Origin of the sequence: Mastigocoleus testarum BC008 (genome assembly GCF_001456025.1) — a bacterium.
Lineage (GTDB): Bacteria > Cyanobacteriota > Cyanobacteriia > Cyanobacteriales > Nostocaceae > Mastigocoleus > Mastigocoleus testarum.
Genome location: NZ_LMTZ01000129.1, coordinates 209,452 through 229,181, shown reverse-complemented (window position 1 = coordinate 229,181; position 19,730 = coordinate 209,452). Strand labels below are relative to the sequence as shown.

At 37.2% G+C, this 19,730-nt stretch carries 14 protein-coding genes and 1 pseudogene; 7 read left to right on the top strand and 8 right to left on the bottom strand.

The window, feature by feature from the left end; genetic code table 11:
• Nucleotides 1–205: 205 nt before the first annotated feature.
• The gene (locus tag BC008_RS34275; RefSeq protein WP_058184159.1) at nt 206–5,005 is read right to left on the bottom strand and encodes an nSTAND1 domain-containing NTPase; all 4,800 of its coding nucleotides are present in this window, start codon (nt 5,003–5,005) and stop codon (nt 206–208) included.
• Nucleotides 5,006–5,396: 391 nt separating this feature from the next.
• Nucleotides 5,397–7,025 carry a DUF6798 domain-containing protein gene (locus BC008_RS34270; protein ID WP_058184158.1) on the bottom strand — a complete coding sequence of 543 codons (1,629 nt, stop codon included), beginning with the start codon at nt 7,023–7,025 and terminating at the stop codon, nt 5,397–5,399.
• Between the two features lie 120 nt (nt 7,026–7,145).
• Here BC008_RS34270 and BC008_RS51785 point away from each other — a divergent pair.
• Nucleotides 7,146–7,330: pseudogene (locus tag BC008_RS51785) on the top strand (ISKra4 family transposase); the annotation flags it as partial.
• Between the two features lie 92 nt (nt 7,331–7,422).
• Here the strand turns inward: BC008_RS51785 and chrA are convergent.
• The 6 genes from chrA to BC008_RS52280 form a co-directional block, all read right to left on the bottom strand.
• Complete coding sequence (gene chrA / locus BC008_RS34265; RefSeq protein WP_027845331.1) at nt 7,423–8,616, bottom strand: chromate efflux transporter; 1,194 nt, start codon at nt 8,614–8,616, stop codon at nt 7,423–7,425.
• A 135-nt stretch (nt 8,617–8,751) separates the two neighbouring features.
• Nucleotides 8,752–10,722, bottom strand: coding sequence for a molybdate ABC transporter permease subunit (modB, locus tag BC008_RS34260; protein WP_027845330.1), 1,971 nt, complete (start codon nt 10,720–10,722; stop codon nt 8,752–8,754).
• Nucleotides 10,723–10,851: 129 nt separating this feature from the next.
• Complete coding sequence (gene modA / locus BC008_RS34255) at nt 10,852–11,691, bottom strand: molybdate ABC transporter substrate-binding protein (RefSeq protein WP_027845329.1); 840 nt, start codon at nt 11,689–11,691, stop codon at nt 10,852–10,854.
• 291 nt (nt 11,692–11,982) lie between these two features.
• On the bottom strand, nt 11,983–13,971 hold the full coding sequence (locus BC008_RS34250) for a hypothetical protein (protein WP_058184157.1): 1,989 nt from the start codon (nt 13,969–13,971) through the stop codon (nt 11,983–11,985).
• A gap of 350 nt (nt 13,972–14,321) precedes the next feature.
• Nucleotides 14,322–14,897 carry a phosphatase PAP2 family protein gene (locus BC008_RS34245; RefSeq protein ID WP_058184156.1) on the bottom strand — a complete coding sequence of 192 codons (576 nt, stop codon included), beginning with the start codon at nt 14,895–14,897 and terminating at the stop codon, nt 14,322–14,324.
• A gap of 20 nt (nt 14,898–14,917) precedes the next feature.
• Nucleotides 14,918–15,049, bottom strand: a complete 132-nt coding sequence (locus BC008_RS52280; protein WP_268768256.1) for a hypothetical protein — start codon at nt 15,047–15,049, stop codon at nt 14,918–14,920.
• 238 nt (nt 15,050–15,287) lie between these two features.
• On the opposite strand from BC008_RS52280, the gene BC008_RS52540 reads away from it, so the two are divergent.
• The 6 genes from BC008_RS52540 (at nt 15,288) to argC (ending at nt 19,634) form a co-directional block, all read left to right on the top strand.
• Complete coding sequence (locus BC008_RS52540; protein ID WP_153009689.1) at nt 15,288–15,545, top strand: peptidoglycan-binding domain-containing protein; 258 nt, start codon at nt 15,288–15,290, stop codon at nt 15,543–15,545.
• Nucleotides 15,532–15,789: a peptidoglycan-binding domain-containing protein gene (locus BC008_RS52535; RefSeq protein ID WP_161938183.1), complete on the top strand. Its 258-nt coding sequence runs from the start codon at nt 15,532–15,534 to the stop codon at nt 15,787–15,789. Before BC008_RS52540 ends, BC008_RS52535 begins: the two co-directional genes overlap by 14 nt.
• 514 nt (nt 15,790–16,303) lie before the next feature.
• Nucleotides 16,304–16,774: a peptidoglycan-binding domain-containing protein gene (locus BC008_RS34235; RefSeq protein WP_027846347.1), complete on the top strand. Its 471-nt coding sequence runs from the start codon at nt 16,304–16,306 to the stop codon at nt 16,772–16,774.
• Between the two features lie 191 nt (nt 16,775–16,965).
• Nucleotides 16,966–17,475, top strand: a complete 510-nt coding sequence (locus BC008_RS34230; protein ID WP_036268359.1) for a peptidoglycan-binding domain-containing protein — start codon at nt 16,966–16,968, stop codon at nt 17,473–17,475.
• 405 nt (nt 17,476–17,880) lie between these two features.
• The gene (locus BC008_RS34225) at nt 17,881–18,348 is read left to right on the top strand and encodes a peptidoglycan-binding domain-containing protein (RefSeq protein ID WP_027846349.1); all 468 of its coding nucleotides are present in this window, start codon (nt 17,881–17,883) and stop codon (nt 18,346–18,348) included.
• A 317-nt stretch (nt 18,349–18,665) separates the two neighbouring features.
• Nucleotides 18,666–19,634 (top strand): N-acetyl-gamma-glutamyl-phosphate reductase, encoded by a 969-nt coding sequence (gene argC, locus BC008_RS34215; protein WP_027846350.1) that lies wholly within the window; start codon nt 18,666–18,668, stop codon nt 19,632–19,634.
• Nucleotides 19,635–19,730: the final 96 nt, after the last annotated feature.

Sequence of the window (19,730 nt, the reverse complement as noted above, 5' to 3'; positions counted from 1 at the left end):
GTCAGACGCGTACATTCGTCTTTATACGCGTCCAAACCGTTACACCGTTACGCCGCCTACGCGCTTCTACGCGCCCCCCTGTTCGCTGTAAACGCGTCCAAGATGCACCTGCGGTGAACACTAACATTACTTATTACTTATTACTTATTACTTATTACTTATTACTTATTACTTATTACTTCGCTCCCACAGATGTGATAACTTTTTAGCCAGACGTAATATTAATCCCATTGCACATATGCTTATCTTCTTTATTGTCCGGGGGGTTTATTCTAAAGTCTTCACGGATGAAGTTGCATCCTTCCCGGAGTAAATAATCAAAATCCCACTTCCATAGTTTCACAGATCTGTCACCACTTGCAGAAGCAAGCATTTTACCTACAGGGCTGAATTTAACATCATAAACCCAGCTATTGTGTCCCGTAATGCTTTTGATTTCTTTACCACTGCTGATATCCCATATCTTGACTGTACCGTCAGGGCTGGCAGAGGCGAGCATTTTATTGTCAGGGCTAAAGCTGACACCCCTAACCCATCTTTGATGTCCCCTGAGGGTTACAATTTCTTTACCGGTGTTGACATTCCAAAGTTTTACTGTTTTGTCACCACTTGCTGAAGCGAGCATCTGACCATTGGGACTAAAGCTGACCCCCCTAATTGAATTTTGATGTCCGACCAGGGTTTTTATTAGTTTAGCTGTACTGGTATCCCATAGTTTGATTGTGTTATCCCAACTTCCAGAAGCAAGGATTTTACTATCTGGACTAAAGCTGACTTTTCTAACCGATGCTGTATGTCCAGTAAGAGTTTTTATTAATTTACCTGTATTGGGGTTCCACAATTTTACTGTGTTGTCATCGCTTGCAGAAGCAAGGAGTTTGCCATTCTTACTAAAGCTGACACCATCAACGCTGTCTTGATGTCCCCTAAGGGTTCTAATTAGTTTACCCGTATTCGTTTGCCATAACTTTACGGTGCGATCGCTACCGGAGGAAGCTAAGGTTTCACCGTCGGGGCTAAAACTAACATCAATCACCCAATCTTTATGACCAGTAAGGGTATTAATTGTTTGCTTGGTGCTGCTATCCCAAAGTTTAATTCTTAAATCGCTACTAGCAGAGGCGAGAATCTTACCATCTGGACTAAAACTGATTCCCTTAACATCTTCTGTATGTCCAGACAAAGTTTGAATTTCTTTGCCGTTAATAATATCCCATAGTCTTACGGTTTTATCATCACTTGCTGAAGCAAGGATTTTGCTATCTGGGCTAAAAGTAATTCTATTAACAAATTCTATATGCCCTGTAAAAGTATTTATTTTTCTACCGGTTTTAACGTCCCACAACATAACACTTTTGTCAGCACTTGCCGAAGCTAAAATTTGACCATCTGGACTAAACTTAACCCCCCTAACCCCGTCTTTATGACCAATGAAGGTTTGTATTGGTTTACCAGTGTTAATATTCCAAAGTTTGATGCTTCGATCCCAACTTGCAGAAGCTAATATCTTACCATTTGGGCTAAAGCTCACACCGTAAACTTCATCTTTATGTCCAGCAAGGGTTTTGATTTGTTTACCGGTACTGATATCCCATAATTTTATCAGACCATCAACACTAGCAGACACAAGAACTTTGCCGTCTGGACTAAAACTGACATCATGAACTAAGTCTTGGTGTCCAGCAAGGGTACGGATTTTTTTACCGGTATTGATATCCCAAAGTTTTATGGTTTTGTCCCAACTTGCAGAAGCGAGCATATTTCCATCTGGACTAAAACTAACATCATGAAGTTCATTTGCGTGTCCCTGTAATGTTTTTATTTGTTTACCGGTATTGATATCCCAAAGTTTTGCTGTTTTGTCCCAACTCGCTGAAGCAAGGATTTTCCCATCTGGACTGAAGCTAACCCCCCGAACTGAGTTTGTATGTCCTGTAAGAATTTTGAGTTGTTTTCCAGTACTTGCATCCCACAATATGATGGTGTTGTCAGTACTTGCAGAAGCTATAATTTTGCCATTAGGGCTGTAACTAACATCGTTAACTGCTGCTGCATGTCCTCCCAAGGTATTGGGTGCTGCAACATTAGGAACAATATGCAATAGTGTCAACTCTACTTGTCTGCGAGTATTGCTATCTACCCAAGGTAAACTTTGCATTTTTACTGCAGCTTTAACACTAGTTTGAGTTGCTTTTTGTTTATTTAATCTTAAAAGACCATCAGCAGCTTGGGTTAAGGAATTGATTTCACCAATAGCAGCACTCCACCAACCCAAACCAGCTAAGCCTGCTAAAATCAAGGCTACTAGAGAAAAACTGCTCAGTCCAGTAATTGTGATTTTTCGTCTGCGATCGCGTTCCTGTTTTTCGCGATCGCGTAATGCTATACTTGCCTGAATAAAATCTTTTGCTCCTTGGCTTAGATCGTTGGAGCGTGAAGCTAACTTTTCTTCTGCTTCTAATAGGGATAAACCTCGTAATAATCCGCCATCATCTCTATTTGCTTTTTCCCATTGACGCATCGTTTCCCGTAAAGATTCTTGCCAAGTTCGGAAGTTACGGTCTTTATCAATCCATTGTTGTAGTTGACTCCATTCTCGAATTAAAGCTTCATGAATAATTTCTACTGTTTCAACGCGATCGCTTTCATTCCAAGCTGTTACTACTAAACGTTCATCGGCTAAATGTTTGACTAAATTCCAATTATACGGATTGATTTCTTCCCGAGTTGCAACACGTTTCGTATCTTCTGTACCTTCCCCAGGACGCACTAACTGAGTAAATATTCGTTCCGCTTTTGCTTTGTCTGCTTCGGACAACAGATCCAAAACTGAATCTGCATATTTAGCTAAAGCTTTTTCTAAACCGCCAATTTCTCCATAAGCTTGGTGGGTAAGATACCATTTATTTGGTTTTTGCCATAGTTGCGTCAGGGTAAATTCTAATAGGGGTAAACGTCCCGGTTGTTTACCCAGGTCATCAATTAGTTTTGCAGTTAGACCTTCTTCTAATTCCACCTTCATTTTTTCCGCAGGTTTTTCGATTGCTGCGGTTAATTCCTCCCGGTTCATTGAAGTGAGTAAGATCGGTCGATATTTTTGCAAAGCTTCTCCCATAGGTTGATAATCCAGAACTTTTCCCATAAAGTCAGCCCGAAGTGTAAAAACTAGGGTAAAGTTGGGGGCAAATTTTACAGCATAAAGCAATGCATCTAAGAAAGGTTGACGTTGTTCTTCCGTTGCTAAAGTATAAAGTTCTTCAAATTGATCGGCAATTAATATAATATTTGGTTGAGAAAAGTTCTGTTGAGATATTTGTTTGCCAGATTTATTTGGCTCGGAATTATGGATTACCTGAGAATCTTTGCTGGAGACGTAGCATGCTACGTCTCTACATTTCCATAAGGGGTTATTCTTACACGTATTTGAAATAATATTTTCAATAAATTGACACAAAGCTTGTTCGTTAGCTTTTAAGTCTACTTCTAGTTCTAATTCCTTTAATCTGTGGTTACTTTCTTCTATTTCTTTTCCCTCTTGCGAACTAATCACATCTTGAAGATGGGAACTCAAAGCGGTTGCTAAAGCATCAAAAGGATTTTTCCCCGGACGGAAAGATACTACTTGTACGTTACCAGCTTCTCGCAATCTGGGAACTAAACCAGCAAATACCAAAGAAGACTTTCCACTTCCAGAAGCACCCACCACAGGAACTAATGCTTCAGTGTTTGCAGAGTCAACTAAATCTGCAATAAACCTATCTCTACCAAAAAATATCTCTGCATCTTTTTCTTTAAATGCGGATAATCCCTTATAAGGAGAGTTAGGAAGTTTACCTGTTAGTCCCCCTAAATCTTCCCAATTGGGAGCAACTTCTAAAGTATTTTGACAAATAATTGGTAACCAGTTAACTCCTGGTATTTGCTGTTGAGAATCTTCCTTATTGGTAAGTTCTTGAAGTTTAACCCTTGCATCTCGCACAGAAGCAAACAAAGATTTTCCTTGAGAGAAAGAACCTAAAAAATACTTGAGAAAATCTTGAGCAATTTTATCTGGTACGGCTTCTCGCCAAACAATAATATAAGGTAAACCTAAATTTGCGAACTGTTCAGCTAAACCCAAACCATCGCAAGAATTAAAAATTGCTAATCTTAAACCCTTTGCAATAGCTTCACGGAAAGTATTTCTAATTTCCTCTGGATTTAAACAGTCCTCAGGATTAATTTTCAAGGAACCGACATGATTCTCACGATCTGTCTGACTGTGACCACTGTAAAACAAGACGTCACAGGGTTCATCCCATAATTTGATAAAATCTCGACGTTCTGGTTGAGAAAGAACAGTTAATTCTGCTCCCCGTTGTTTCAACTTTTCTATTAATTCTCGATCTGTTTCGATATCTATATTTTGATTGTCACCAAAAATACTAGTAATTTTAACTCTTCGAAATACTTGATTATCAATCGGTTTAACTTTCTCAATTTGTTTAAATTTCAATTGAGATTCATGTAAATATAATGCGACTTCTAAACTAGAATTTCCAGGGAAATAATCCCATTCCCGCCAAGGTAACCGATGTAAAATATCCTTAGTCGATTGAGACTTAATCTGTTCGGTATTAATAACAAATATAACTTCGGAATTAGAATCTGATGTAACTGAATCTGATATGACTACAGGTTCAATTTGTGACTTAATATTCCCAAGCCAAGTATTCAATTGAGTCTGTAAACTTCTAGCAGATTGTTTACAGTCTTGATAGCACTCAGACCAAGAAAAATTAGTAGTTTGTTTGCGTTTAAACCCCATTCTCAAGGGGTTAACCAAACTGAGATATTGATTTTGCCATTTTTGATATAGGACTGGAATTTCTGGTGCTGGGGGAAGTTGGATTTCTAGTTCTGTAGATACCCCTTCAGTATTTACTAGATTTAATATGTTTTTATTTTCACTAAATCCTGACTGAAAGTCGCCATCACCAAACTTTAAGCTTACCAGAATCTGCATTGTATTTATTGGCTCAAGGGCTTAGCTCGGGATTATTGTTAGGTCACACCTGCAAAGACGCGAAATTTCACACCTCTACAAAGATAGTAATCATGATTACGATATAAATAAATACGAACTGATAATAGCTTATTCCAGATATTTAAATAAATTTTGATACACTATGTGATCGATTAGATTCACAAGAAAATGTCGGGACACGGGCAATTTTAATTACTGCGAAAATTAAGCAAACAAAATAATCAAAACTTTGTAAAAATTATAACTTCTAGTACTCCACCATATTAATTATGAGGGATTGTAGAGACGTTGCGTGCAACGTATCTACAGGGGTTTTGACGACAAACCAATCCGTCATAATTAATGAAAAAGACTACTACAGACCCGCTTTTTAATCCGACGAGTAAATGATGTATTCCTGATCCTGATAAGCAATAGGTAAGTCTAACTGATGATCGCTAGCTGTCATGAAATATTTTGCTTTGTATTTGAGCATCAGAGACTCTACTTGTCTCGTCGTCAAGTTTGCATATCCATCATTAAGCTGTTCCCTAACGGCAAAGCCTACTTTTTCCCATTTATTTGGATTACCTGATAAATCATTTAGACGTTCATACCAAACCTGAATTGTGGCATCATCCGAGGGCACATGCTTAAACTTTGCAATCGTTGCACGCTCTGACAACCATGTAAATTCATTAAATTTTGCTGGCGGTGAGATAATTACAGAATTCTTAGGTGTATTATCTTTAATCCAAGCAAACATTGCTTTGCCATTTGACCTAATTCCATCAGGATGATTCCATGGAAATCCCTGCAATGCAAAAGCCTGACCGATGAAAATAAATCCCCCATGAACATAAGTCATTGCAACAATAACAGCACAGAATGAAAGAAAAATTTTCCTGACTCTTATGTGTGGGAACGAGCATTCTAAAGCACGACAAAATAGCAAACAAGTTATCATAGGCAACATGGCATCGCCAAATCGAAATGGGTAATATTGAAGAAATTTTCCATCTCGATCAATCGGAAAAATTACAAGTCCTAAAACAAAAGGAATAAGCATCACAAGTGCAAATCTTGATAGCTGCGAACAAGCAGACTTTTGTTGGCTCGACAAGTCACTGGAATTGAACGGAAATTTATTTTTATGAATTAAAAAGCATATTAATGTAGCAAGTGAAATATAAAAAACCAACCATAACCACATCTTTATTGACCAGGCTAGTGGATAAAGATGATGAGGATTACGTAGGAAAACATATATATAGGATGCCGTAAAACGAGAGTCAATTGAATCTACTGATGAAGAAGTGAAATGCTGGAAAATCGGGATAATGGAAAAGCAACCAAAGACAATATATACAATAAATATAGCCCCAATTTTTCTAAGACTAGGGCATTCAATCTGTCGTGACAATATTTGGAGTACTAAAAATAAAGCTATCGAGATCGTAGCATAACCACCAACTAGTACATGGAATGATGTAGCTAACCCAAGTATTATTGCCATTGGGATATAGTATTTCTTTATTACTAGCCACAATGCAATGGAAATAAAGGCATAAGAAAATCCTTTAGGACCAAGTTCTCCTATAATCCACTCACCAGCAATCATTCCTTGTTTATTTAAGAATAAAATAGTAGCAAGTAATAGCGAATAAAAGTTAAGACCTATTTCAGCACTTAAAAGAGTTACCCCCAAAGCAAAGAGAAGGTAGTATGTCATTCTACCAATAATTGAGGTTGCTAAAAATCCTGTTGCCATGGAAAGCTTGCCAAAAATAGATTGAAATATAATTTGATATTTTTGGGGCTGATTAATATAAAAGTCCTCAGGAATCCAGCCCGGATCGACATATTGCCTCGCCAATAGTAACTTTCCAATTTCATTGTTTGTCATATTACCTTTTAGCAGTTCACTGATAACAATTAATGTAAAAACTGCTAAGCTCGTAATTATAAGAATATTCCGTTGTTTATTTTTGATGAGCCTAGATGAGTTCAGAGAAGCCAATATATACCTCACTATTTACAACGAATATAAAAGTTAACTGGCATTGTGCCATAAAAAATAGCTATAAAGTAGGGTCCGGTGCTATTTTACACAATGTAACCCATTAATATATTCGAGAAGAAGCGACGATTGAAGAGCATTCTGGGAGAATTTGCCAATAAAACAAAAAAAATAAGTGGGGTAATTAATTGGAAGTACCTTCTAGCAGTCAACTGAGCCGATATCTGGAAGTTTGCTGTTTACAGGTTAGTGCCAATCTCAGTTATGAAGATGCAGCATTGGATATTAAGTATTTTACAAAAATAGCAAGTTTCTCACAGCACTAAATAACGGGCTCTTACTATGATTTGAGCATGAAGATGCTAGAAGAGTAGGAATTTTAATTGACAAAAAATAATTAAAATTTAAACAGAATCCAAGCAACGATCGCTCCTCCTAAAATCAGATAAATAACATTTACCTTCCATCGAAAACTTATCATAAAGGTAATTAGTAAAATTACCCAACTTTGCCAGTAAATCAATACTGATTGTGATAACTTAACTATTACTGCTGCCATCAAAGCAATTGAACTAGTATTAACAGCATCTAAAAACGCAGAAGTCCAACGAAAGCTTCGAAGTTGGGAAACCACCGAAATTAGAGCAGCACTGAAAAGGAATGATGGCAAAAAAATAGATACTGTTGCAACTATTGCGCCAGGTATCCCCAAAAGTAAATAACCGATAAAAGTTGCACTTGAAAGTAAAGGACCAGGAGTTATTTGGGCGATCGCGATCGCATCTAATAATTGTTGCTGAGTCAACCAACCAAAATCATCAACCAATTCCCCTTGCAAAAATGCGATTAGGACATAACCGCTACCGTATAATAAACTAGCAACCTTAAGAAAAAATATACTCAGTTTTCCTAAGGAAAGACTTGGAGAATAATTAGCATCAATAAAAAATAATATAGCGATAGTTATTAGTAAAAAAAATACAGCTTTGGGAATTTGAAATTTGGTATTTGCTGATTGTTCTACCCCTGATTCTTCCGGTGATAACTCTTGATGAAATCCTATTAAGAGCATACCGATTGCTCCACCGACAAGGAGCAAAATTATCTCACTCACCCCGAAGAAATTTGCAGTACAGACAAATATCCCAATGATTAACAAACGCCAGTTATTGATCGCCGTTTTGCCCAATTTCGTCACAGCTAATAACATTACAGCCAAAACGACTGGTTTAACTCCATCCAAAAAAGAGGCTATTTCGGGAAGAGCGCCAAACTGAGTATAAGCCCAAGCAAAAGCAGTCTTAATCAGGGCTGCAGGAAAAATTAGACAAATACCTGAAATGACAAATCCCAACCATCCACCATATAAGTAACCAACATGAATTGTAACTTCGACTGAACTTGGACCTGGGACGAGGTTACTAGCGCCAATAATATCGAGAAACTTCTGTTTTGTCAGCCATTTTTTCCGCGTTACTACCTCATATTCCATCATCGCTAGCACCACAAGGAAACCACCAACTCCAGTGCTTCCTAGCTTTAAACACAGGATTGCTAATTGGCTTAAATTTTTTAGCCTATCTGTATTCATCCAAAAACACAGCGCGATAAACAAACATAATACTCGATGAGGGCGCAAGGCATTGCACCCCTGCAGATAACATTACTGCGAATAAAAACACATCGTATAAAATACAACTTTTTTACTGATTATTGTGAAAAGCATTCAAGAAGTTAATAACAAAAGGCGGAGCGGATCTAAATAAATCCGCCACGGACAAGGAATGTCTTTAATTGCAGCCCATTTTTCTTTATACACTTCTGCTTGTAGGTGGTAATCTTTAGAATTTCTAGGAGGAGAATTAAGTTTTAAATAGACTGTCGTCCTGTGGGGTGTTTCACTAATCTGAACTAGCCAAGCTTGAAAACTATTGTCTTGGTTTTCTCGGTCTGTAAAAATTAGATGGTGGGCGCGAATTCCTACATGTGTCACTTCACTAGGAATCGGTTCAATCGCTTGCAAAGTACAACCCCAATCCAAAGCCTTTACTTGTGTAGGTGAAACAGCACGAGCACGGGAAAAATTCTTACATTGAGTTAATTGAGCAACTTGTAAGGTCTGTGGATGCTCGAAAATATCTGTTTTGGAACCATCAGCAATGATTCGGCCTTCGGAAAATACTAAAATATTTTGACAGACTCGGTAAGCTTCTTCCAAGTTATGGGTAACAAATAAGGTCATCCCTCGGTAAGTTGTAAGGGTTTCGCTCAACTGCTTTTCAATTCGACTGCGCAGGTATGTATCAAGGGCTGAAAAGGGTTCATCTAAAAGTAGAGCTTCTGGTTCAATAGCTAAAGCCCTAGCTAAAGCAACTCGCTGCTGCTGTCCCCCAGAAAGTTGATAAGGATAGCGGTTCTCTAAACCTTGAAGTTCAACTAAAGCAATTTTTTCTGCTATGCGTTGGTTTAGTTCGGCTTTATTAAAAGAACAACCATTATAGTGTCCATACTTTAAACCAAAGGCGATGTTATCCCTCACGGTCATATTGGGAAACAGGGCGTAATTTTGAAACAAAAAGCCGATGCGACGGTGACGGGTTGATATATTGATTCCCCGTTTTGAGTCAAATAGCACTCTTCCATTTAAAACAATTCTTCCATTTTTTGGGGTTTCCAAGCCAGCAAGACAACGCAAAGTCATGCTTTTCCCCGAACCGGAACCTCCTAAAATTCCCAGAGGACTGTCATCGGTAGTAAATGTCACTGATAATGTAAAGCCGGGACGTTGGTTGAGAATATCTATTTCTAAGGAGGTTGGGGAGGGAGATTGTTTTGGAACTTGTATTTGAGAAAAAGAACTACGCGAACTAAAACATTGCTGAGTAATTTGAGATAATTTTCTAGTTATAAATCTAAAGTTTATAAATCTAAAATTTATAAGTCTAAGGTTTATGAATCTAAGGTTTATGAATCTGAGGTTTAAAAATCTGAAGTTCAATAACCTTAAATTAAAATTTCCAAATCTTTTTTTCCTAACTACTCGTTTTTCTTCAGACAAGTAGTTCATTGTATTAACTACAAAAAGGGAAACCCCCACCAAAACTAATACCCAGATTAATGCTCGATCCATTTCCCCCCCTTCTGCAGCAAAAAATATCGCTAGGGGAATTGTCTGTGTTTGTTGGGGAATATTTCCTGCGAGCATTAATGTTGCTCCGAATTCTCCCAAAGCGCGAGCAAAAGCTAAAATAGTTCCACCTAAAATACCTTCCCAAGCTAATGGGAAAATAATTCGCCAGAAGATAGTCCCTTCCGGAACTCCCAGGGTGCGAGCTGCATAAATCAAGTTTTGATCTATTTGTTTAAAAGCTCCCAATGCTGTTTTGTACATCAAAGGAAAAGCAACAACCGTTGCAGCAATTACTGTTCCCGTCCAAGAAAAAATGACATTTACTCCCACCGCATATAATAATTGCCCAAACCAACTATTTCTCCCAAAAATCACCAGTAAAAAAAAGCCAACGACTGTCGGCGGTAGAACCATAGGTAAAGTCAAAACACCATCAATTAATCCTTTAGCTTTACCTTGATAATTAAGCATTTTACGAGCAACTGTAATTCCCAAAAAAAATGCTATTGGCGTTGCAGTTAAAACAGTTTTTAAGGATATCCATAGAGGCGAAAAGTCAAATTCCATACCAGTTGCCGTCTTGATTACTGATTTTTTGGAAATTTATAAGTTTTAGATTTATAAGTTTCAGATTTATAAGTTTTAGATTTATAAGTTTCAGATTGATAGGTTTTAGATTGATTATTTTGGGATTTACTAATTATTCTGGGAGTTATTAATTGGAGAGTTATTTATAACTGGAGTAAATCCGTTTTTTGCAAATACTTCGCTTGCTGGTTTACTCGATAAAAATTCCACAAATTCCTTCGCTGCAGTGGAATTATTGCTATCTTTTATGACTGCGACTGGATAAACAACCGGAGAATGAGATTTTACTGGTGCGATCGCAGCAACTTTGACTCTATTTGAGCTTTTTGCATCTGTAGCGTAAACAATTCCCGCATCAACATTACCGGTTTCTACATAAGTCAAGACTTGACGAACAGTTTTCGCAAAAACAGTTTTTGATTTTACGTCCTCGAAAATCCCTGCATTAGTGAGAACTTCCTTTGCATACTTACCCGCAGGTACGCTATTCGGTTCGCCAATCGAAATTTTGTTAACTTCAGTAGCAGTTAAGTCTTTAAAATCAGATATGGTGCTATTATCTTTCGACACGATCAAAACAACTTTATTTTGCAGCAAATCCTTACGACTTCCCTGACTCAAAAGTCCTTGTTTTTGCAAAATATCCATTTTGTTGACCGAAGCGGAAATAAAAACATCAGCAGGTGCTCCCTGTTCTATTTGCCGTTGTAAATTACCAGAACTAGCAAAATTGTAGGTAATGGAAACCTGTGGATTTTGCTGCTCATACATTTTCTTTATTGATGGAAGTGCATCTGTCAAACTAGCAGCAGCCGATACAGTTAAGCTTGCGGTTTGTTGTGTATTTGCTCTTGAAGTCGAGTTTTGGTTAGTTTGATTGCAAGCAATTAACAATGAGGAAAGAATCAGTACTAATATTTTCGGCTTGACTTCCAACAGTCTAATCATCAAAATATATTTGTACCCTAAATATTAACATGTATTAGTAATTCGCAAAGCTTTCTCGATTCATTTTGTCAGAATAGGATGACGTTAGCCGTTGAATTCTTGACCATACAAATAAAGCTATTTGAATGCTAACAACATAGTTAAATAATAGGACGTAACGTAAGCGGATCCGTAGGTAGCAGTTCCAGAACCGTAGGTAGGGTAGCTATAGGTAGGGTAGCTATAGTTATTGCGTGGCGTTAGTGATAGGTAGTGACGTAATTACGTTTATTTTGCGTGAGTCCTGAATAATTAAAACTGAATTGGTAATAACATTCCAATTCCCAACCTAGTTTCATTATCTGCTCTAACCCTGAGAGTCTCAAAAGGACTCGAACCAACTCTATTGCTGAGATATGCTTCTAGCTGCAAACCAGAGAAAGCTTTACCGAGTAGTGACTTTGGTTCCCAACGTACACCCAAACTCCATGGAATAATTGACTTACGAGTGTTATCAATAAATGCGTTACCTTCTCCCCCGAGATTAAATCCAACTTCAGCGATCGCATCTAACTCTGGAGACAAAGGAATCGAAGTTCCAACATTAAATCCAGCAATTTCTAACCCAGTACGTTGAACATACCCCAAGGTAGGAGTAAACCAAGCTGAACCTCCTTGAGGAAATTTATAATGCAATGGTGCAGACAAAGTAACAACGAATACCTCCCCAAGTTCTACACTTTCGTTACTAACACTAAATCCAGTCTTTTCTAAACCTAAGGACTCAAATCTATTGCGATCGTTGTTAATCAGGTTTACCAGCACACTATTAGAACGGGCGAAGCTTCCAGCAAGACTCAAGGTAAATGGTTTGTCATCAGCTTGATTTAAAAAGCGGATTTTGCCACTAACTCCAAGGACAGATTCATCTACTATCCCGGAAATATCATCTAAGAAAATACCTATTTCTAAATCATCTTCTATTCCATAGCGAATTGCAGACGATGTTCTCCCTTCATTTAATTGGAGCAAGGTTAATAACTGTTTCCTAGGAACAGTACCACCATCAAAAGCACTGAATCCAGCATGGGTACTTTGGGGTATACCTTGTCTGACACCGAAATGACTAGGATAGCGACGATTTGCGACTGTAACTCCAGGTATATAGGTAAGTCCTAATCCTAATGCGTCAAACTCTCTATCTGTGACTATAGAAAGAGGTCCAGTATTAGCCAAAGTATTAGAAATGAATAAGTCTGCAGCTAATCTGGGATTGATTATATATTTCAAACCTGCATTGTAGGCAATATCTCGAGTTGGTAATCCCGTATCCCTATTGATAGTGTTATTACCTGTAAATGGTATAAATGCATCACCCCATAAAGATAATCTTGGACTTAATTGATAACTAATGGCTCCTGCTAAACCAAAATTTGCACCAAAAGAACCAGAGTTTGGTTGTGGTAATCGATTAAGATAGAGAGCATTATCTTCTGGTAAAAAAGCAACTTTAGGAGATACTGTAAACTGCCAACGCTTATCGGGTTTAATAGTGTAGGGTAGCTCCAGAGAAAAAACCGTTTGTGCATTTAGTCCTGCTGCCACAATACCATTAGCATCAGCAAAATTATATGGACGTCTGTCATTTCCTCTAGAGGCTGCGATCGCGCCACTCAAAGCCTGCGTACCATCTTTACTTTGCCAAATTCTCTGTTTTGCTTGTAGAGTCCATTCCTGAAAAAAGTTTGTACTTCCTTGGTCATTAATTCGTTGAGCGCTGTATGACCCTTGATATTGCGGTCCAGCGTTATCAACTGTCTGAAAATCCAAAGTCAGTTCTAAATCATCGGTCACACCCCAGCTAATCCCAAGAGTTGGTTGATCTGTAAGACCATCACTTCTAGCAGTCCCCGAACTGAAGAAATGACGATGACGTACAGAAATAGAAATTTCTCCTTTTCGTAGATGCTCTGCTGTTGTTAATATTGGGCGACTATTAGATATGCTTAAGTTGTTTTGAGTAACTTCTTCTCTATTATTTTGACTATTGTTCAGAATATCTTTTGCGATGGTGTCAATCCCAACTGATATATTTACATTATTAGGATTTACATTATTAGGATTTTCGACAGTAATTTGCTTTTGGTTCTGAGATTTTTTTTTAGCTTCCCTAAGTCTATCAATTAAATTTTTTTGTCTTATTTCATCTTGATTTATATTCACACCATCTTGGCTAGCCGAGGCAATATCTGATGTAGATAAGGCTAATAAAACGCAAGCAGATATCTTTAAAAGTCTCATATATCTTTAATATAATTCGAATGATTTATGATTATCTAAAACAAATAATATTGATAAAAGTATTTAATAATATATAGATATTGAAAGATAAAAATTTATTGCACAACTTTTAATATCAAAATACAATCACGAAATAATAAGATATAAATATTATGGAATCAGATAATCATATTTACCCGCAGATAACTTATATATTTACACGTATATTTTGCACAGATTTTGAAAGAAATTAAGTATTATAAATACATTTAAAAATAAAAAAATCTATAAAATTCGCACTTGATCGTTATTGGGGATAGAATTTCATCTCGAAAGATCTATATTCGTACAAAACTCAGCAAACATTTTCTTCAGAAAGAACCCATTACCTGAAGTCCAACAATTGGTTGCTCGTCTTCATTACTATGAATAAAAGGGAATAGAATAAGTCCGCGTTTTTGGCTCAACTCCAGTTTTGCTGTCAAATATCCCAATGCAGCACCAGCTAATACCTCTGAAATTCTGTGACGATTGAGATTCAAGCGCGAGTAGCTAATTAGAGTAGCCCCAGAGTACCACAGAAATGCTGAGTCTGGATTATAGTGACTTTGTACAGTAGCTACAGCAAAAGCCGCTGTTGCATGACAACTAGGAAAACTATCATTACTATCTGAGTCTGGTCTTTGAACTCGTGTTACCTTTTTAAGAGCGATACATGCAATAGTGCTACTACCAAGAGAATCTAATGTTCTTAGAGCGCGTTGTTTTCCTTCTTTAGGATCTAAAAGTAGAGGTAAAGTTACACCACTACCAAGGTAAATTAATGTACCCGGTCCAGAAACAAATTTAGAAACTTCACGATCAAAAGTTTCTGCTTTCACTTTGGGTGCAAGGGTCGTAACAACTAAAGCTATTAAAATCGGACATAATGCTTTAAAAGGTAACATAGTAATCCAAAATACTAATTCTAAAACAGTACAGATATTGGCAGAATATAGTTATAAACTTCCATACTTATACCAATTCGATAAATCATTGCAACAGATTCTCCGGTAGAGACGTTGCATGCAACGTCTCTACGGAAATCTATCTGTCTCATTATTTTTCCAAATTGGTATTACTTAGTAAAGATAAGCACACAACACTTGCTTTGCATTACTATTTTTTATTCAGTAAATTCTTACTCTTTAACTCAACCCACACCCTTATTGTTATATTTTCTACCTATCTACAGATTCCTAAAAAACTTTTGTATAAATTGCGGAATCACGGAATATGAATCTGAATACCTTCATAGCAACCAAATTCAACCAAAATCACAACTAGGACAGACAAAAATGACCTTTTCTACTACCACATCCTCTACAACTCTCAACAAACCTGTTTTACGTGAAGGTTCTACAGGAGAAAACGTTAAAGAGCTACAAGAATTATTATTACCTCACGGTGTATTTTCATGTATAAATTACGACTATGCTTGCGTATACCCTGGGGAAGAAGTTATTGACGGTATATTTGGCTGCCATACAACCAATGCAGTGAAACTATTCCAGTCTAAAGTATTTTTGTCAGAAGATGGAATTGTCGGCGATTGACGCTAAAGCGTCGGCGCGAAGCGATCAGACTTGGCGCACACTCTATTTAGGTGCACCAGTTGATATGCCCGTTCTTCACAAAGGTAGCAAAGGTATACTGGTTGAAAAAATACAGTACAGACTATCTGATGCCGGATATTATCACTCTATTATTGATGGCGATTTTGGAACTGCAACCGAAGCAGCAGTTAAGGATTTACAAACATATATAGGTCTAACTATTGATGGTATTGTTGGCGATTGACGCTAAAGCGTCGGCGCGAAGCGATCGCACATGGTTTGAACTGAGCAAAATATTCATCACCTCATGTTAAATTCCTACTCTCTATTAACTTCTACTTTTTATTAAGTAGAATGAGTTTTACTTATCATTAAAATCTTGTTCTTAAACAAACTTACTTTGCTTTAGTTTGCTAGAAAAAGATAGAATTTCCCACAAATTTCAATGCGTTACATAAATTACGCCACTCGTTACATTTATAGAGAATACTTTAATTTCTCTACACTGGTTACAAGTAATAATTAAGCTGAACTTATATTTGAGTAAAAGCCTTATATCACAAGGACTTACAAAATACTTACTTATATACTACACAGTGATTTTACAGAGAATAAAGTTTAGTTTACAAACCAATAACTATATCTGAAATATTCATTAAAAGTTATCACAACTACATTGCTCTCATAGGAGAATAATCAGTGTATAAATTTATTTATACATCCTCAAACACAATTAGCATTGAGACAAAGAAACAAAAATGACTAACACATCATCTACTGCTCTCAACAAACCTGTTTTACGTGAAGGTTCTAAAGGAGAAGCTGTCAAAGAACTACAAGAATTATTGTTACGTAGCAATATAAATGTTGTAGTTGACGGTATATTTGGTCCCCAAACAACAACCGCAGTTAAATTATTCCAGTGCAAAATGTTTCTCCTACAAGATGGGATTGTTGGTGACAAGACTTGGCGTACACTTTATCAACGTGCACCAGTCGATATGCCAGTTATCCGTAAAGGCGACACAGGCGAACTAGTCAGAAAAATCCAGCAAAGACTATCAGATGGTGGATACTATCGTTCGAATATTGATAGTGATTTTGGTCCTGTGACCGAATCTGCAGTGAAGGATCTGCAAATCAAAGCAGGTCTATCTATAGATGGAATAGTTGGAAATCGCACTTGGCATGAACTTAGTAAAATAGAACCCAGTCCTTCTTCATGTTAATTTTTTCGTTAACTAGAATGGGTTCTAGTACAGTTAGGCGTAATTAGAGTAACCATTAAAAATCTCTGAAAATCCTAACATATAAGCTTTTTGACTTTTTACTTCCGCGAAGCGGTACTGGTTATTAGCCAGATTTAAATAGAAATAACGAAAAAGCCTCTTCAAACAAATTAAAATTAGGACAAATAGAAATGACTAACATATCATCTACGGCTCTCAACAAACCAGTTTTACGTGAAGGTTCTACAGGGGAAGCCGTAAGAGAATTACAAAGATTATTATTACCTCACGGTGTGTTTTACTATGTCGATAGTAATCATGCTTGCGTATTTCCTGGAGAAGAAGTAATCGACGGTATATTTGGTCCTGCAACAACAAATGCAGTCAAAATATTCCAATCCAAAATGTTTCTCCCACAAGATGGAATCGTTGACGATAGAACTTGGCGGGCAGCCTATTTTAGTGGACCAGTTGATATGCCTCTTCTTCGTCGAGGCGATCGGGGCGAACTAGTCGAGCTAATTCAGCAAAGACTATCCAACGGTGGATATTATCGTTCTGCTATTGATGGTGATTTCGGTCCTGCTACTGAGTCTGCAGTTAAAGACTTACAAATAAGTGCAGGTTTAGACATAGATGGTGTCGTTGGCAATGATACTTGGTCTGAACTCAGCAAATTATATGCAGATTTATGCCTGTAAGCATTCATTCAACAAATAAATTCTGTTACTAATTGAATAACCTCTGCTTTGGGGTAAAAAGTAGAGGTTATTACCTTAGCAGCAATAAACATGATGTAATAGATAATTATCTGTATGTATAGCGCACGCATGCATTTATTTATCGATACTGGGGTAACAATTAATATGAATTTCACCTCACATTTGATAAAAGTTCTATAGGATAAATTAGAACAAATAAAGATTTTGGAATTTGGTATTTTAAGTAAGAATACATAATAAAAAGTTCAGATTACGAATAAATAACGATTTATTAAAATAATATTATGAGTTATCAATATTACATTTATTTGATAAGAGAATAATCTAGTAAGAATTTATTTATACAAAGTAAATTCAACAAAATCATCATTAGGAAAAATAAATATGGCTTTAACATCATGTTCTGATATCAACAAACCAGAATTACGTGAAGGTTCCAGAGGAGAATCTGTAAGAGAACTACAAGAATTATTACGTAAAAACGGTCAAGAGATTTCAGTTGACGGTATATTTGGTGCAGGGACCAAATATGTAGTTGGGGTATTCCAGTGCATAATGTTTCTCCCGCGAAATGGAGAAGTTGACAATAATACTTGGTGCGCACTTTTTCGAAAGGCTCCAGCCGATATGGAAGTTCTTCGCAAAGGTGACAAAAGTGAACTCGTAAGGAAAGTTCAGCAAAGGCTATATGATGATGACAGATATCGTTCTACTATTGATGGTGACTTTGGTCCTGTAACCGAAACTGCAGTGAAGGGCTTACAAAAAGATAAAGGTTTAGTAGTGGATGGTATCATCGGCGAGAAGACTTGGAATGAACTGAGCAACTTACAATACCCCTCATGTCTTTAAGTTCTATCTTTTATTAGAGCCTGCTCTACTTGCGATTTAAATTCTGTTATTAAATACATGTTACTGATTGACGCTCCCCACCCTATAGAGGGATGGGGATTCTTGATATTTATTACTTGCAAAGCCTCAAACGCCACTAAATGGTTAGATTTAACTACGCACAATGCTGTTTTTACAGCAATGTTTGACCTACCTTACATCCCCTATAGAGGGATGGGGTATTCGGTAGTTTTGATAAATTCAAACCCAGTAAGTTTTAATAATGTTAGGGCGTTTACACTTTTAAAATATTTTTGGGGTAATTGAGGTAACTAGTTATGGCTAAACCTAAAGTTTTCATTGATGGTGCAGAAGGAACTACCGGCTTGCAAATTCATTCCAGGTTAAACCAGCGTGATGATATCGAGATTATTAGCATACCCCAAGAAAAACGCAAAGATGCTCAAGCAAGGTCAAATTATATTAACTTAGCAGATGTTGCTATTCTCTGTTTACCCGATGATGCGGCTCGCGAAGCAGTAAGTTTTGTAAGTAATCCCGATGTGAAGATATTGGATGCGAGTACTGCTCATCGAGTCGCAAGTGGTTGGGTATATGGTTTTCCCGAACTTGAGAAAAACCACAGAGAAAAAATTCGTTCCTCCAAAAGGGTTAGTAACCCCGGATGTTATCCAACAGGTTTTTTAGCTTGCGTGCGTCCACTAGTTACAGCAAGTATTATCCCCAAAAATTTCCCGGTCACCATCAATGCTGTTAGCGGTTATTCGGGAGGAGGAAGAAAACTGATCGAAGAATATGAAAAATTTCACAATGCTTCCCCCTTATCAGCAACCGGTTATGCTTATGGAATATATGGCGTGAAATTCGGTCACAAGCACGTTAAGGAAATGCATGTATATTCCGGTTTAGATATTCCTCCCCTGTTTGTACCTGCGGTGGGAGACTTTGAGCAAGGAATGTTAGTACAAATTCCCTTACAATTACGCGCTTTAGAAAAATCTATTACTGGTGAAGCAATCCACACCACCCTCAAAGAATATTATCAAGATGAAGAAAATATTGTGGTTGCTCCTTTAAATGATGAAAGTTATTTGCGTAATGGTAAATTTTTGGACGCTCAAGGAGCAGTTAACACTAACTTAGTACAAATTTTTGTCTTTGCGAATGATAATACTCAAGAAGCTTTATTAGTCGCTCGTTTGGATAATTTAGGTAAAGGAGCTTCAGGAGCTGCGGTACAAAATTTGAATATAATGCTTGGTTTTCCAGATAATTTGGGTTGCTGATGGGGATTGGGTAATTGGTAATGGGTAATTGGTAATGGGGGTAAAGTACGGTTTTCAAACTCTGTAGGTTAAACCATACCAGCTAAAGGTAGTACA

Bases quoted from the DNA above. Each gene is read 5' to 3' on its own strand.
- BC008_RS34225 (WP_027846349.1), top strand. From the start codon at position 17,881: ATGGCTTTAACATCATGTTCTGATATCAACAAACCAGAATTACGTGAA.
- BC008_RS52280 (WP_268768256.1), bottom strand. From the start codon at position 15,049: ATGAGACAGATAGATTTCCGTAGAGACGTTGCATGCAACGTCTCTACC.
- modA (WP_027845329.1), bottom strand. From the start codon at position 11,691: ATGATTAGACTGTTGGAAGTCAAGCCGAAAATATTAGTACTGATTCTT.
- BC008_RS34230 (WP_036268359.1), top strand. From the start codon at position 16,966: ATGACTAACATATCATCTACGGCTCTCAACAAACCAGTTTTACGTGAA.
- BC008_RS52540 (WP_153009689.1), top strand. From the start codon at position 15,288: ATGACCTTTTCTACTACCACATCCTCTACAACTCTCAACAAACCTGTT.
- chrA (WP_027845331.1), bottom strand. From the start codon at position 8,616: ATGAATACAGATAGGCTAAAAAATTTAAGCCAATTAGCAATCCTGTGT.
- BC008_RS34245 (WP_058184156.1), bottom strand. From the start codon at position 14,897: ATGTTACCTTTTAAAGCATTATGTCCGATTTTAATAGCTTTAGTTGTT.
- BC008_RS34250 (WP_058184157.1), bottom strand. From the start codon at position 13,971: ATGAGACTTTTAAAGATATCTGCTTGCGTTTTATTAGCCTTATCTACA.
- argC (WP_027846350.1), top strand. From the start codon at position 18,666: ATGGCTAAACCTAAAGTTTTCATTGATGGTGCAGAAGGAACTACCGGC.
- BC008_RS34235 (WP_027846347.1), top strand. From the start codon at position 16,304: ATGACTAACACATCATCTACTGCTCTCAACAAACCTGTTTTACGTGAA.
- BC008_RS34275 (WP_058184159.1), bottom strand. From the start codon at position 5,005: ATGCAGATTCTGGTAAGCTTAAAGTTTGGTGATGGCGACTTTCAGTCA.
- modB (WP_027845330.1), bottom strand. From the start codon at position 10,722: ATGGAATTTGACTTTTCGCCTCTATGGATATCCTTAAAAACTGTTTTA.